The organism is Pseudomonas viciae (assembly GCF_004786035.1).
In the GTDB taxonomy this organism is placed as follows: domain Bacteria; phylum Pseudomonadota; class Gammaproteobacteria; order Pseudomonadales; family Pseudomonadaceae; genus Aquipseudomonas; species Aquipseudomonas viciae.
This window is the reverse complement of record NZ_CP035088.1, coordinates 4,537,135-4,552,439: the sequence shown is the minus strand read 5'-3', so window position 1 is coordinate 4,552,439 and position 15,305 is coordinate 4,537,135. Positions and strand designations below refer to the sequence as shown.

General features: G+C 62.0%; 7 protein-coding genes. 2 read left to right on the top strand and 5 right to left on the bottom strand.

Going from position 1 to position 15,305, the window contains the following annotated elements; all coding sequences use genetic code 11:
- Window positions 1–335 precede the first annotated feature (335 nt).
- On the top strand, window positions 336–2,819 hold the full coding sequence (locus EPZ47_RS19810) for a TonB-dependent siderophore receptor (protein ID WP_135846352.1): 2,484 nt from the start codon (window positions 336–338) through the stop codon (window positions 2,817–2,819).
- 736 nt (window positions 2,820–3,555) lie between these two features.
- Here the strand turns inward: EPZ47_RS19810 and EPZ47_RS19805 are convergent.
- The 5 genes from EPZ47_RS19805 to pvdM form a co-directional block, all read right to left on the bottom strand.
- Window positions 3,556–7,716, bottom strand: coding sequence for a non-ribosomal peptide synthetase (locus EPZ47_RS19805; protein ID WP_135846351.1), 4,161 nt, complete (start codon window positions 7,714–7,716; stop codon window positions 3,556–3,558).
- 37 nt (window positions 7,717–7,753) lie between these two features.
- A complete protein-coding gene (locus EPZ47_RS19800) occupies window positions 7,754–9,412 on the bottom strand; it encodes a cyclic peptide export ABC transporter (RefSeq protein ID WP_135846350.1) in 1,659 nt (552 codons plus the stop codon).
- Window positions 9,413–9,651: 239 nt separating this feature from the next.
- On the bottom strand, window positions 9,652–10,527 hold the full coding sequence (gene pvdO / locus EPZ47_RS19795) for a dihydropyoverdine dehydrogenase (RefSeq protein ID WP_135846349.1): 876 nt from the start codon (window positions 10,525–10,527) through the stop codon (window positions 9,652–9,654).
- A 24-nt stretch (window positions 10,528–10,551) separates the two neighbouring features.
- Window positions 10,552–11,832, bottom strand: coding sequence for a pyoverdine-tailoring periplasmic protein PvdN (gene pvdN / locus EPZ47_RS19790; protein WP_135846348.1), 1,281 nt, complete (start codon window positions 11,830–11,832; stop codon window positions 10,552–10,554).
- Entirely contained in the window at window positions 11,829–13,199 is a 1,371-nt protein-coding gene (gene pvdM, locus EPZ47_RS19785) for a pyoverdine-tailoring dipeptidase-like protein PvdM (RefSeq protein ID WP_135846347.1), read from the bottom strand. The genes pvdN and pvdM overlap by 4 nt, the downstream gene beginning before the upstream one ends.
- Before the next feature lie 382 nt (window positions 13,200–13,581).
- On the opposite strand from pvdM, the gene pvdP reads away from it, so the two are divergent.
- Entirely contained in the window at window positions 13,582–15,204 is a 1,623-nt protein-coding gene (gene pvdP / locus EPZ47_RS19780; RefSeq protein WP_158296372.1) for a pyoverdine maturation tyrosinase PvdP, read from the top strand.
- The last annotated feature ends 101 nt before the right edge of the window (window positions 15,205–15,305 follow it).

The window sequence follows — 15,305 nt, the reverse complement described above, 5'->3', positions numbered from 1 at the left end:
TGTGGCATGAACAAAAGGCCGCCGCCTAAACAGCGGCGGCCTTTTTTTTATTATTTTTCGTAAATGATAAATAAACTCATTCCGGTTTTTTGCAGGTGCTGCGTCTTACTTAGGTATGTGGACAAATCGGGTCGAGCAGGACGCCCAGGCACCGGGTTTGTTCAGTAAAGATTTCGCCGTCGTCCAGCCGAATGACCGCGCCCGGGGAGGGGCCGGTCGGCCACGCACTGACACATTGCCCCGAGGCAATCGACCGTGCGGGGTCTCTTGTGCTGGCGAGCGGCGGGCCCTTCGGCCCCAGGGACTTTTTACCTTTACCAATAATAGAGAGCACGATGTCATCCATTCATGAGTTGAAACCTCTGTTCAAGGCACTCGTCATGTCCCGCGGTCTGCGTTCGCGTCGGGTGTTGACCGGGCTGGGGCTGGTTTGTGTACTGCCACTCAGCGCTCAGGTGATGGCGCAAGACGTCAGTATCAACATCCCTGCGCAACCGCTGCCGCAGGCATTGCAAGCGTTCGGTCAGCAGACCAACCAACAAGTGATCTACAACGCCGACGAGATGGCTGGCCTGAAAAGCAACCGCGTCAGCGGCAAGATGACTCCGCAGGCGGCCATCGCCGAATTGCTCAAGGGCACCGGCGTGCGCTACAGCGTCGAGGGCAACACCCTGATGCTGGTACGCGGTTCCGCCACTGAAGGCCTCGAGCTGGGCGCGACCACCATCAGTACACAGGAATTGGGCGCGACGACCGAGGGCAGCCACTCATACACCAGCAATGCTGTGACCATTGGCAAGGGCACCCACACCCTCAAGGAAATTCCCCAGTCGGTCACCGTGATGACGCGCAAGCAGATGGATGACCAGAACCTGGTCAGTCTCAAGGACGCCGTCAACCAGACCACCGGCATCGTCGGCCTGCAGGGCGTCGGCCAAGGCATGATCCTGTCGTCACGCGGTTTCCAGATCGACGATTGGCAGTACGACGGCGTGCCGATCCTGCGTAACAACTATTCGCTGGGTAACTGGGCGACCCAGGACCTGATCTTCTTCGACCGCCTGGAAATCATGCGCGGCGCCGCTGGCCTGCTGCAAGGCACTGGCAGCCCCGGTGGTGCCGTCAACCTGGTGCGCAAGCGTGGCCAGAGCGCACCGACCGTGACCCTGACCGGCAAGGCCGGCTCTTGGGATCACTACGGCCTGCAACTGGATGCTGGCGGCCCGCTGAACGACGCCGGCAATATCCGCGGCCGCGTCGTCATCGACGAAGACCAGAGCAACTCGTTTGTCGACCATGCGTGGAACAAGACCCACTCGCTGTACGGTGCGTTGGACGTCGACCTGAACGAAGACACCACCCTTGGCTTCGCGATCAGTCAATCCAACGGTGAATCGCGCGGCAACATCCGCGGCCTGCCACGTTACGCTGACGGTTCGATGCCGGACGTGTCGCGTTCGACCTACACGGGTGCGCGCTGGAACCGTTCAGAAATCGATGTCACCACCTACTACACCGACCTGGAGCATCGCTTCAACGAGGACTGGGCGCTCAAGGTGGGGGCCGTGTACATGACAGAGGACAACCAGGCGAAAAACCAGCGAACGCAAAATGGCGGTGTCGGTCTCAATCCTGATGGCACTGGTGTGCAATATGCCGACTTCGTGACCGATTTCCAGTCCACAAAGTCTGGTCTGGACATGAACCTGAACGGCAAGTTCGAAGCCTTGTCGATGGAGCAGGAAGTCATGCTGGGCGGCAACTTCTCGCAGTTGGAGACGGATGATAAATTCGCCCGGACTTTCAACAACAGCAGCAGCGACACGATCTTCGACTTGAACAACAACCGTCCGGACATCAGCTACGAGGGCCTGATCAACAGCCCGGGCGGGCGAGGCACCCTCAGCAAATACGATATCCGCCAGAAGGGCGTATATGGCACATGGCGCGTCAAGCCGATCGACGATCTGACACTGGTGTTGGGTTCCCGGGTCAGTTGGTATGACTTCAGCTACAAGTCGAAAACCGAAACTGCGGCCAACGGTATCACCCCCAACGCCCCAAGCACCGGAACTGAAACCGGAGTGGTCACGCCGTACGCCGGTGTCATCTATGACCTGAGCCGTGAGTGGGCGGTGTACGCCAGCTACACCGACATATTCCAGCCGCAAACCGAACACGATACCAGCGGTACGGTGCTCAAGCCCATCGTCGGCACCAACTACGAAGTCGGCCTCAAGGGTGAGTTGATGGACGGTCGGGTCAATACCTCCCTGGCGATCTTCCGTTACGACCACGAAAACCGTGCCATCGACGACAGCTCTAACCCGGCGTGTGTTAACTCGGACTGCTCGGCAGCCTCGGGGAAAGTGCGCAGCCAGGGTTTCGATGCCGAAATCAGTGGTGAAGTGATAGACAACCTGCAGTTGTTCGCGGGCTACACCTACAACACCACCAAGTACCTGGAGGACCCGGAAAAGGAAGGTCGTATCTACAGTACCTGGACGCCGAAACACATGCTGCGTGTGTGGGGTAACTACCAGTTCACCGGTGACTGGAGCCGTGTCAGCACCGGCTTGGGCTTCACCACCCAAAGCCACACGATGGTTTATGACTATGACCGTGAAATTCCGGGTTACACCGTATGGAATGCCCGCGTCGGCTACCAGCTGACGCCGGAAATCGCCTTGGCGGTCAATGCCAATAACCTGTTCGATAAGACGTACTTAACGTCGGCTTACAACCAGCTCAATGGCAACAACAACTTTGGTGATCCGCGTAACCTGATGTTCTCTGTGAAGTACACTCCGGAGTTCTGATTCTCGCGGGAATGAAATAGACGCTGTCTTGTGCGTACTGTTGTTTGTTTAAGGAAACGGCGCTTTTTCCGGGTAGGGGAAGCGCCGTTTTCTTTTGGGTTGGATTGGAGTGGATTGGGGGCATATCCGTTGCTGCGGTAACGGCCACTTATGGTTCCGCTCTTACAGCGGGTCACTTTCGAAAAGCGCGAAAGTAACCAAAGCGCTTCTGCCCCACCACTCGGTGCCTCGCCTAGGCTCGGCATGCCCGAACGCAGGCATTGCTCCGTGGGCCGCCGCGAAGGGCCATCCATGGCCCAGCGCGGCTACCTCGGCATCCATGCCGAGGTGCCCACTGCGCAACACCTGCGTTCGGCCATCGTGGTTAACGGGGCGCCGAGATCAACGTCCGGGGCGAGGCGGCCTGACAGCCGGCCTGGCTCTTGCGGGTGTACACCCATCCGACCTGTTGAGCAGGACCTGTGGGAGCAAAGCTTGCTCGCGAGGCGGCCTTATAGCCGACCTGCTCTTGCGGGGGGACTCAATCCAATTGTGGGAGCGGGCTTGCTCGCGAAAGCGGCGGGTCAGTTTGCGGGGATGCTGGATGTGCCGGTGTCATTGCGAGCAGGCTCGCTCCCACATGAGTTTGTGGGTGTTCACAGCATTGCAAACGACACAAAAAACCTGTGGGAGCGAGCCTGCCAGTTAAAAACTGTTACCTATGTGCGTGAACTGATTTGTAACCCATGTGGGTGAGTCATACCCCCAGTACTTTTTCCCCTCCTATCGCACTCGCCAAAAAACCCTCAACCAGCGAATCAAGCAACCCATCATCAAAGATCATACCGCGGTGACGCAACGGCGAGCGCACCGAGCATTGCAGCTCCCCGGTCAGGCTGTAACCCTTGATCAAGCCCTCGCAGAACGCCAATTCGTCCGGCGTTTTTTCCGCCTGGGTCCACCAGCAACTGGGACGTACCCGTACCGGTTTGAAGGTGAATCCATCGAAGGCCTCCAGCAACCGATCATGCACCGAGAACGCCTGGGCGTTCATGACTTCATCCTTGACGCTCTGCACGATTGACAGCAAGTCGCCGCGCCCCGGCTCGATCTGGCGGGTGGCCCATTCATGGAAGGCCTGGACCGTGCTGTCGGGGTGTTCTTGCCGGTAAGCCGCCGTACGTTCGGTGAGGGTCGGAAACAGCAGGTCGAAATACTCGATGGCCTCAAGCAGATCCTGGGAGGCCGGATCGGCGGGTTCATCGTCTGGCAAATGCCGATGACGCGACAAGGTGGCCGGGTACAGGTGTTCAGGAATCGTGCTGTCCACCAGACCGAGGAAGCTGACGGTGTGGCCCTGGCTTTCCAGCGTCGCTGCGATGTCCAGCGCAATGGTCCCGCCCAGGGACCAACCCATCAGGTAATACGGGCCTTGGGGCTGGGCGGTGACGATTTCCCGGCTGTAATCGGCAATCATCTCGGCCCAGGCCTCAGGGTTTGCGTGGGGTTCGCTGAAGCCGCGGTGCATGACGCCGCTGACGCGCGCCCGTTGGTTGAGTTTGCGTGCCAAGGGCTGGTAACAGAACACGATGCCCCCGCTGGGGTGCAGGCAAAACAACTGCGGCGCACTGCTGGGGGCGTTGTTCAACGGGACCAGGCATTGGGTCTGCTCCCGATGATTTTGCGCAATGAACAGCGCCAGCTGCGCGACGCTCGGGTTGGCCAGCAACGCTTGCAGGCGCACGCTGATGTTCAGGCGTGCCTTGAGGTTGGCAATCAGCTCGATCGCCAGGATCGAATGCCCGCCCAGTTCAAAGAAGCTGTCGTTGATGCCCACGCGCTCAACTCTGAGGGATTGTTGCCAGAGCTGCGCCAGCGCCTGTTCCAATGGCGTACGGGGCGCCACGTAATCGACATGCCGGAGAGCGGCATCAGGTTCCGGCAAGGCCTTGCGGTCGAGCTTGCCATTGGCATTGAGCGGCCAGTGATCGATGAACAGCAGGTGACTGGGCACCATGTAGTCCGGCAATTGCGCTTTGAGGGCGGCCAACAGGCCTTCGCGTAGCTCGGCCGTGGACGCTTGCGCGGCAATCACGTAAGCGACCAGTTGCAGGCCGGTCGGGCCTTCATGGGTCAACACGACGCAATCCTGGACCGCAGGCAGTGTTTGCAGACGTGCCTGGATTTCCCCCAGTTCGATGCGGAAACCGCGGATCTTGACCTGATGATCCAGGCGCCCGATGTATTCGATGCTGCCGTCGCTGCGGTAGCGTGCCAGGTCGCCGGTGCGATACAGGCGGCCACCCGGCAGCGGATCGAACGGGTCGGGGATAAAGCGGCTGGCGGTCAGGTCGGCGCGCTGGTGGTAACCACGGGCCAGACCGGCTCGGCCGACATACAACTCACCGATGCAACCCTTGGGCACCGGGTTCAGATGGGCGTCGAGCAAATACCAGGACAGGTCGACGATGGGCTGGCCGATAGGGCTCGCGGCCTCGCTGTGCAAGTCAGCGATCGACAGCGGCCGCCAGGTGACGTGGACCGTCGTTTCGGTGATGCCATACATATTGATCAAGTGAGGCGACTGGTCGCCGAAGCGTTCGAACCAGGGGCGCAAGCTCTGCACGTCAATCGCTTCGCCACCAAAAATGATTTGGCGTAACCGGTGGACCAGAGGTTGGTCAGGCGCGCAGGCGACCTGCAGCAACGCCTTGAACGCCGAGGGCGTCTGGTTGAGCACCGTGACGTTTTCCTGGCAAACCAGGGCGTAGAGCTCCTGGGGTGAACGGCTCACGGCGTGGGGCACGATGACCAGTCGGCCGCCGTGCAGCAGCGCGCCAAAAATTTCCCACACGGAAAAGTCGAAGGCATAGGAATGGAACAGGCACCAGACGTCCTGATGATCGAAGCCGAACCAGCGGTCAGTGGCCTGGAACAATCGGTTGACGTTGTGGTGCGCCAGCAAGGCGCCTTTGGGCTGGCCGGTCGAGCCTGAGGTGTAGATCACATATGCCAGGTTGTCCGGGTGCACCGGCACATCCGGGTTGTGCTCGGGATAGTCGCCATCGGCCTCGGCTGGGTCGAGCGACAGGCAGTTGATGTCGGCGGGCAACGCCAGGGATTCACGCAGATGAGCCTGGGTCAGGATCTGCGTCACGCCGCTGTCCTCGATCATGTAAGCCAGGCGATCGGCCGGGTAGGCCGGGTCCAGCGGCACGTAGGCGCCACCGGCCTTGAGAATCGCCAGCAGGCCGATGATCATCTGCGGCGTACGCTCGGCGGCGATGCCGACCAGCACGTCGGGCCCGATGCCTTGTTCGATCAGCCGATGGGCCAGTCGATTGGCCTGCCGGTTGAGCTCGGCATAGCTCATGTGCTGCCCTTCAAAGGTCAGGGCTATGGCCTCACCGGTGGCGGCGGCATGGGTTTCGATCAACTGGTGCAAGCAGTGTTCACGGGGCAGTTGGGTCGGTTGGCGGTTCCAGTCGTGCAGGGTGTGCTGGTGTTCATCAGCATCGAGTAATTGCAGTTCGCCGAGGGCGCGTTCAGGCGTCTCGATCAGGCCCCGCACCAGGTTTTGCCAGTGACCGGCCATGCGCTCGATGGTTTCAGTGCGGTAGAGATCACGGCTGTATTCGAACGTCGCCAGTATCTGCTGCTGTGAATAGTCGACATCCAGCGACAAGTCGAACTTGGCCTGGCTGTCGCCCGTATCGAGAAACGCCAGGGCCAGTTCGCCTTTGGGCGAGATCGGCTGGGCCGGTGAGCCGGTGCGCCAGTTGAACAAGACCTGGAACAAGCCCTGTGCGCCGGGACGTTGCAGTTGATCGAGGATCAGCTCCAGCGGGTAGTCGGCATGTTCCAGCGCGGCGAGGGACTGGGCGCGCAAACTGCGCAGAAAATCCAACGCGCTGTGGGTCGAGTCGATCCTCGCTCGATACACCTGGCTGCTGACGAAGAACCCCACCAGGTCCTGGCTTTCATGGTTGTTGCGGTTGGCATTGGGCACGCCGACGGTGAAATCGTCCTGGTTACTGTAGCGGCCCAGCAGCAGTTGCCAGGCACCCAGCGCCACCACGAAAGGCGTAAGCCCCTGGCGTTGGCAGAACGCGTCCAGGGCCTGGGTCTCTGCGGTGGTAAACGTCACCTGTACGCGTCCGGCCCTGTGTTGCTGGCTTGCGGTACGGGGAAAATCTTGGGGCAGTTCCAGCGTGGGCAGGTCGTGGCCCAGGTAATCACGCCAATATTCACCGCTGCGCCGGCAGGCCGTGCTCTGCAAATACTCGCCTCGCTGGTGGGTGGCGTAGTCGGCGTATTGCATGGGCAACGGCGGCAGCGGCGATGGATCGCCGAGCGAGGCCTGGGCGTAGGCCTGGGTCATGTCCTGCATGAGGATCGTGTTGGACCAGGCGTCGGAGACGATGTGATGCATGTTGAGTAGCAGCACATGTTCGTCGCTGTCCAGCCTGAGCAGCGTTGCCCGCATCAGCGGCGCGCAGCTGAGATCGAACGGTTGTCGGGCGTGCAGCTCAATGCGCTGTGAGAGCGCCATGGCACGCGCCGGGTGGTCGAGGGCGCGGAGGTCCTCCCGGTGCAGGGTGAGGCAGGCGTGACGCTCGACCACCTGGACCGGCGCAGCGTCGATGTCATTGAACGCGGTGCGCAGGATGTCGTGTCGGTCGATGACCCGATTCAGCGCCTGTTCCAGGGCGTCGGCATTGAGCTCGCCCGTCAGGCGCAGGGCGCGTGGCAGGTTGTAGGCCGAGCGGGTTGGGTCACGCTGGTGCTCCAGCCACAGGCGTTGCTGGGCGAAGGACAGGGGCGCGCGGTTCAGCCGGCTGCTGGATCGGCTTTGCACGTCGCGAGCGACATCCTCCAGCAGCAGCGTCAGCAGATCATCATCTAGCAGTTCGTTCATGGTGTTCTCGCGGTAAGCAGCATGGCGTCGGACGGGCTCAGGCAAACGCCGCCGGAGCTTTTTCACTGATGACCTGACCGGCCTGCATCCGCACCAGTTGATCGGCGATGTCGAAATAGCGGTCGTCGTGGGAAATGACGATGATGGTTTTGCCCAGCGCCTTCAGTTCCGGCAGCAGTTCGGTGTAGAACACGCGGCGGAACAGCGGATCCTGGTCGGCGGCCCATTCGTCGAACACCAGCACTGGGCGCTCCTCAATCCAGGCGTTGAGCAACGCCAGGCGTTTGCGCTGGCCGGTGGAGAGATCGGTGGTGCTGAAGGCGCCGTCCTGAATGCTGACCTTATGGGCGATTTCCAGACGCTCCAGGTAGCGGTTGGCGTCTTTGGGCACCTGCTGGTCGCCCTGGACCAGCTCATCGAACAGGTAGTAGTCGGCAAAAATCGTGGTGAACAATTGGCGATAATCGTCCCGCTGCGCGGCCCTTACCGGCGCGCCGTCCAGGAGGATTTCGCCGCCCTGGGGGAAGTAGAGACCCAGCAGCAATTTGATCAGCGTGGTCTTGCCGCCACCGTTCTCGCCGACGATGAACACAATGTCACCTTGGGCGATGGACAGGTTGACCGGTCCCAGGGCGAAGGGTTGGCTGCCTTCGACCACCGGGAAGGCGTAGTGCACATCACGCAGTTCAAGCTGCCGGAGCGTCGGCTTGGCAACGCTCTTGTCGTCTAGCAGCAGGTGGGGCTCCGGTGAGGAAAACTGCTCGTCAAGCTCGGCAATGCGCTGGAAGGCAATGTGTGCCCGGCTGATCACCGGCAAGGTCATCACCAGGTATTCCAGCGGGCCCTTCATGTACAGCAGCACCAGCACGAAACCGCTGAGCACGGCTTTATCCGTGCCTAGCCACAGTGATTGCAGGGCCAGGACCAGACCAATGACCACAAAGAACAGCATCGAGCCGAAGGTCTTGGCCACCACGAAGGTGTTGACCGAACGGATGTTGGTTTCGCAGATGTAATCGGCGGTCGCTTCGATGCGCTGGCTGAACATGCGCTGGCGACGTGGGCGATGAATGCGCAGTTCCTTGGCCCCGGCGGCGATGGCGCCGTAGTGTTTTTGCAGCGCGTCTTCGGCCTCGCGGGCGGCTTCGAAACCCCTGATGCCATGGGCCCGCGCCAGGTACTGCACGACCGTGCCGATCACCAGGGCCACCAGCAGCAGCAAGAACATCGGCAGTGACAGGTAGGCCAGGTAACCCAGGCAACCGAGGGTGACCGTGAAGGCAATGGCCAGCGGGGCGAAAGAAAAGGCGAAGTCGCTGACGGTGTTGACGTCGTGGGTCAACACCGGGATGAGCCGATGGCTGCGATAGCGTTCGATCTGCTCGATGGGCGCCAGCAAGACTTTCTTGCCCAGGGATTTACGCAGCTCGGCGATGATGTTCTGCCCGACATGGTTGGTGCCGATGTCGGAAAGAATCGAGGTCAACAGCGCCGCCGCGCAAAGCCCGGCGAACGTCGCCAGCACCTGGGGTGTGGGTGCTGTGGCGGCGTTCAGGGCGTCGTTGATGGTTGCCAGCAGGGCGGTGATGCTCAGGCCGCCCAGCATGCCCAAGAGGATGGAGCCTACGACAATCAGCCGGAAGGGTTTGAGCAGGCTGAACAGTTCATTGATCACCCCGCGTGTTGGTTGGCTCATGGAGGTTTCCCTGCTTGATGAAAAGGTCGAAGGCCATCGCGGGTGGTTGCCGGGAGGGCTTTAGGGCGCAGGCGCGCTGGATTGGGTTGTGCCCATCTTTAGAACGATTGGAGGGGAGGGGAATTTATCCTGTGGGAGCAAGGCTTGCCCGCGATGAAGGCGATGCGGTTCTCTGTGGAATCGAGGTGTCTGCATCGCGAGCAAGCTTTGCTCCCACATGGGGCCGTGCTGTGTTCGGCCTACATATCCCGCGCCACCCGAAAACCGATCCAGTCGCCGCGATCACTTGGCACCAAGGCGTTGCGGTTGCCGGAGCGGGAGAACACCGGTGCCTCGCCCCAGTCGTTGCCGCGGATGCGCTTGAACTCGCACTTGCCGGTCAGCCAGGCGCTGCCGTCGCTGGGGGCGCCCACGTAGTTTTCGTTGTAGCAGTCGGCGGTCCATTCGTAGATGTTGCCGTGCATGTCGTACACGCCAAAGGCATTGGGCGCGAAGCTGCCGGCCGGTGCGGTGAAGTTGTAGCCGTCGGCCGCGCCGTAGGTGTTGGCGTGTTGGGCGATGCTGTATTCCTTGCCCTCGTCGAACGGGAAGGGGAACGGGCCGGTGCTGCCGCCGCGCGCCGCGTACTCGCGCAGGGATTCGCTGACCAACCGGTAGTGCTTGCCGGTTTTTTTCGACAACCACGCCACGTAAGCGTTGGCCTCGGCGAAATCCATGCACACCGCCGGGTGCCGGTCGGTGTATTGCTTGCGCGGGTCGCTGCCCTGATAGTCGGGGATGCCGGCCTTACAGGCGCGGCCGGGGCGCTTGTCGCCATCGGGCATCTGGTAACCGGTATCGTGCAGGTAGGCGAACCATTCGCCCTTCAAGACTTGGAAGCGGCTGATCGCCAGTGGCTTGGCGAACGTCACCGGGTGCATCGGCCCCTCGTCGGGCTCGCGGCCCACTTCGTCTTCCGGGGTGCCCATCTGGAAGGTGCCGGTGGGCAGCACGACCATTTCCGGGCAGTCCTTGCAGTCGCGAAAAACCTGGCCCGGTTGCGAGGCCTGGGCGCCGGAGGGCAGCAGGGCGGCGAGGGCCAGTGCGGGGAGTAGCGTCAAGGAAAAACTGTTCATCCATTTCTCTCGATAAAATCAGGTTCAGAGTGTCTTGCTCAGCAAGCCCATGAAGCGGTCGATCTCGGCTTCGGTGTTGAGCAACCCCGGCGCAGTGCGGATCACCGGCCCAGCGTCGCGATGCACGGCGTCGGCGATCACGCGGTTCTTCATCAGGTAGCCGGCGATCTCATCGCTGTCGCGACCCTTGACCCGGAAGAAGGTGAAGCCCGCTGACAGGTCCGGGCTCAGGGGCGTGACCAGTTCGATCTGCGGCAGTGCCACCAGCTGTTTTTTCAGGTAGGTGTTGAGGGCATGAATGCGCGCCTGCACCTCGGCCTTGCCCAGTTGCAGGTGCAGCTTGAACGCTTCGTCCGCCGCCCAGCGATGCTCGAAGGCGTGGTAACCGCCGGGCGTCATGGTGGTGGAAAACGCCATGGCTTCGGAGAAGGTCGGAATGATCGGTGTGACGTACTTGACCTCCTCGCTGCGGCTGCATACCAGGCCGGTGCCTCGCGGTCCGAACATCCATTTGTGAGTGCCGGCGATGAAGAAGTCGCAATTCATCGCCGGGAAGTCCAGATCCTCGACGCCGAAGCCGTGCACGCCGTCCACCACGTAAATGATCCGTTGCTCCTCGCTGCGGCCCAGGTTGTGCTTGTCCACCAGCGCGCCGATCTTGTCGATCGGCAGTTTCACGCCGCTGCCCGAATGCACCCAGGTCATGCCCAGCACCCGGGTTTCGGGGCGGATGTTGTGCTCGATGGCGGTGAGGATTTGCTCGTGGCTGGCGTCGTGGGCGTTTTCGAATAGCTTGATTTTGCGCACCCGGGTGCCGTCCCGTTGGGTGCGCAGCTCGAGAATGGTGTGGGTGGCGTAATGTTCGTGGGCGGTGGTGAGGATTTCCTGATCTGCCGCCACCTGGACGCCGCCGTAGATCATCGCCAGGCCCTCGGTGGTGCTGCCGGTCAGAGCGATCTGCTTCGGGTTCGCTTGCAGATAACGTCCGGCCCAGGTCCGCACGTTTTCCTCGCGTTCCTCGGTGACGCCCAAATCCCAGTCCATCAACAACCCCGGGTTTTTGTCCAGGGCTGCACGGTGCTTTTCGATGGCCTCGCGCACCGGGCGCGGGTGGGTGGTAACCAGGAAATTGGAGAAGTGCAGGTAGTCGGGATCCTGGTCGAACAGCGTGCGCAACTGTGCCCATTTGTTGCGCGGCAGTGGCGGTAGCGAATCGGCGACGGCAGTGGCGGGGAGGCTTGCGGCCAGTGGCAGGCCGGCGGCGAGGATCCCGGCTTGCTTGAGAAAGGTACGGCGTTCATTCATGGCTGGACGGCCTTCTGGTTCGAGGCCAATGCGGGTTTTGCGGCTTGCTGGACCTGATCCCAGACCCGCAGGAAATTGCCGCCCCACAGTTTGGCGATGTCGGCTTCGGAGTAGCCACGGGTCAGCAGTTCGGCGGTGACGTTGCGGATGTCGCCGACGTTCTCCCAGCCTTTGACGCCGCCGCCTTCGTTGAAGTCGGAGCTGATGCCGACGTGGTCGATGCCGATCTTGCGCACGGTGTAATCGATGGCATCGCCCAGGTCCTTGAGGTTGGCCTTGGGTTCTTCCTCCAGAATGGCGTAGAGCTGGCTGGCGTACTGGCCGAACTTCTGTTCCGGCCAGGCGGCAATGATCGGGTCGCCGGGCATCAGCGCCATCGCCAGGTTCGGCAGCGGCGGCAGGTCGAAACGCTCGCGCAGGGCGTTGAGTTTGTCCTGGGTCTTTTGCGTCAGTGGGCGCAGGTACTGGGAGAAACCAACGATCTGCACCACGCCGCCGCTGGCCTTGATCAGTTGCATTTCCTTGTCGCTGAGGTTACGCGGAATATCCACCATGGCCCGTGGCGCCGAATGGGAAGCCACCAGTGGTGTGCGGCTCAGTTGCGCGACTTGTTCCAGGGCCGGGGTCGACATTTGCGAGACGTCGATGATCACGCCGAGGTCGTTCAGGCGCGTCACGGCCTGCTTGCCAATCTCCGACAGGCCGCCGAGGGCGTCGGGCGAGTCGTTGAAGAACGGCAGCGGGCGTGAGGAGTCGGCCCAGTCGTTGTTGCCGATGTAGCTGAAGCCGAACATGCGCATGCCGCGCGCCGTCCACAGGTCCAGTAGGCTCAGGTCGTGTCCCAGCGGATAGGCGTTGAGCATGCTGATGAAAATCGCGAACTTGCCTTCGCCATGCAGGCGCCGGAAATCATCCGGGGTGTAGGCGATGGCGACCTGGTTGGGGAAGTCCCGGACCAGGCCGGTGATGATCTTGTAGCGCACCTCCTGCTGGTTGCGCGCCTCTTCGACGAAACCGGCGGTGGGCTTGTGCGGGGCGTTGAGGCCGTTCCAGATCTCGGGCCAGCCGAACACCGTCAGCGCCGCGCCGGAGAGCTGCCCGCGATTGGCTTTCACCAGGTCGAACTGGCCGCTGCCGTCCTTGTCGGCTTCGTTGCCGGCGGTGCCGAAATCCAGCGGTACGGTGATGTGGCTGTCGAAGGACAGCAGGTGCTCGTGCAGCTCCTTGGCCTCTTTCATCACCTTGACCGGGTAGCCGGGGTTGTCCCGCCACCAATGGTCCCAGGCCGCCAGGCCGCCACCCACGGCCAGCGCCAGGGCCAGGGGCACACCGATGAAAAGAGCCTTTTTCGAACGTGGTGTTGTCATTGCCGATCTCAGTCAGGTTCGCCTTGGAAGGACAGGCGCAGGGGCCTTTGCTATCTGGGGAGAACGAGTGATCGGCGGGGAAATTTAGGCGTTCTCAAGGCCGCCATCGCGAGCAAGCTTTGCTCCCACAGGTGGGCGTGTTGCAAATTCCCTGTGGGAGCAAAGCTTGTTCGCGAGGCGACCTTTCAGCTAACCAGTCTCTACCGAATGTACCCAGTTCCAATGTGGGAGCGGGCTTGCTCGCGAAGGCGACCTTAAAGCCACCCGACCTCTTGCGGATGTACCCAGATCAAGCTGTGTATGCCGAGCCTTTAAATTTGTCCCCCCACCCCTCGTTCTAGCTTGGATAAAGCCCGCTCCAGGGCCGAACACAGGTAAGGCAATGACGATTTCTCGACGATGGTTCATGGCAGGCCTGGCGCTGACCGGTGCCGCCGTGCCTGCGGTGTATTACGGGCATCGCGAACTGACCCGGCCGGACCCCACCATCACCCCCGGCGAGGCCTCGTTCGATGTGGCGGATGTGGCAGGCCAACGCCGGGCCGATACGCTGCGGGGGATCTGGAGCATCCGCTTCACCGGGCGCGATGCCGGTCTCGACGGCTTGCCCCGGGACGATCTGCAAGTGTTCCTCGATATCGGCCACAAGGGCCGTGGCCTGGTGGGTTACCTCGACACCGCCGAACGCCTGCGTGCCGGGGATGAACCCCGTTATCGGGTGTTGGGGGATTTGGCCGGCACCGACCCGAAGCAACTGAGCTGGCGCTTGATCGGCGCCCAGGCCTCGGGTGGCGCGCCGGACTATGAGTTCACCATGACCCTGGACGAAGTCTGGGCCGGTTTCGGCAATGCCGGCAGCGCGACCCTCAGCGGCCGTGTGTCGCGGCTGGACCGTCCGTTGGCCCTGCCGGAACTCGACAACCAATTCATCGCCCGCAAGCAACCGTTTCCCGAAGCCCGGGAACGCACGCCCCTGAGCCCGGCGTTGCTGGCCTGGCTGGTGTCGCCCGAGCATCGGTTGTTCCACCAGCTCTGGCATGCCTCGCGGGACAAATGGCACACCCTGGACGAGGACAAACGCAACGCCCTGCGTGGCATCGGTTGGCAGCCCGGTCCTAGGGATCAGGAGCGTGACGCCCGCGGCCCGCGCAAGGATCGCAATGGCTCGGGTATCGACTTCTTTTTCATGCACCGGCACATGCTCGGCACCGCGCGTTCGTTCCAGCCGCTGCCATCATGGCCGCGCTTTCCGTTGCCGCAACCGGAGCTGGAGCGTGATCGCCAGGGGTTCGCCCGCTATTTCGACAACCACGACGGCACCGCCTTGCCGCCCACCTGGCTGGCCGACGGCGACGAGCAATACGCCCAGTGGGTCAGCGACATCAAGACCGCCGAGACCTACCACAGCAACTTCCAGGTCTGGGAATCGCGCTACCGCGACCCGCGCTACCTGGCGAAATTGACCCTGGGCCAGTTCGGCTCGGAAGTGGAGCTGGGCCTGCACGACTGGCTGCACATGCGCTGGGCCTCGGTGCCCCGTGATCCGTCCAACGGCCACCCGGTGCCGTTCGCCCGCGACCCGGACGACTTCGCCGCACGCTGGTATGCCCCGGAAAACGACTTCCTCGGCGACCCGTTTTCCTCCCACGTGAGCCCAGTGTTCTGGGCCTTCCACGGCTGGATCGACGACCGCCTCGAAGACTGGTACCGCGCTCACGAACGTTTCCATCCGGGGGAAGTGAGCCGGCTAAAGGTCAACGGTGTACCCTGGTTCGCCCCGGGCCGGTGGGTGGAAATCGCCGATCCCTGGCTAGGGCCGGACACCCATGGCTGCAGCACCACACCGGGGCTACAGGTCGGACGCTCGGTGGAAATGGATCCGGAAACCATGAAACTGGCGTTGCGCATTACCTTCGGCAGCGATGACAAAAAGCTCTCCGAACTGTTCCGCCGCGTGCCGCAACGACCTTGGTATGCGCGCAATCTCAAATCCAAGCCGGTGTGAACCCTGGCCCGAACTGACCGAACCTGGGCTGTGTGAATAACTGCTTTTGTGGCGAGGGAGCTCGCTCTCGCTGGGCTGCGAAGCGGCCCCAAAACCAGCCC

Excerpts from the sequence above, each read along its gene's own strand:
- pvdO (WP_135846349.1), bottom strand. The coding sequence starts at position 10,527 with ATGAACAGTTTTTCCTTGACGCTACTCCCCGCACTGGCCCTCGCCGCC.
- pvdN (WP_135846348.1), bottom strand. The coding sequence starts at position 11,832 with ATGAATGAACGCCGTACCTTTCTCAAGCAAGCCGGGATCCTCGCCGCC.
- EPZ47_RS19800 (WP_135846350.1), bottom strand. The coding sequence starts at position 9,412 with ATGAGCCAACCAACACGCGGGGTGATCAATGAACTGTTCAGCCTGCTC.
- EPZ47_RS19810 (WP_135846352.1), top strand. The coding sequence starts at position 336 with ATGTCATCCATTCATGAGTTGAAACCTCTGTTCAAGGCACTCGTCATG.
- pvdP (WP_158296372.1), top strand. The coding sequence starts at position 13,582 with ATGACGATTTCTCGACGATGGTTCATGGCAGGCCTGGCGCTGACCGGT.
- pvdM (WP_135846347.1), bottom strand. The coding sequence starts at position 13,199 with ATGACAACACCACGTTCGAAAAAGGCTCTTTTCATCGGTGTGCCCCTG.
- EPZ47_RS19805 (WP_135846351.1), bottom strand. The coding sequence starts at position 7,716 with ATGAACGAACTGCTAGATGATGATCTGCTGACGCTGCTGCTGGAGGAT.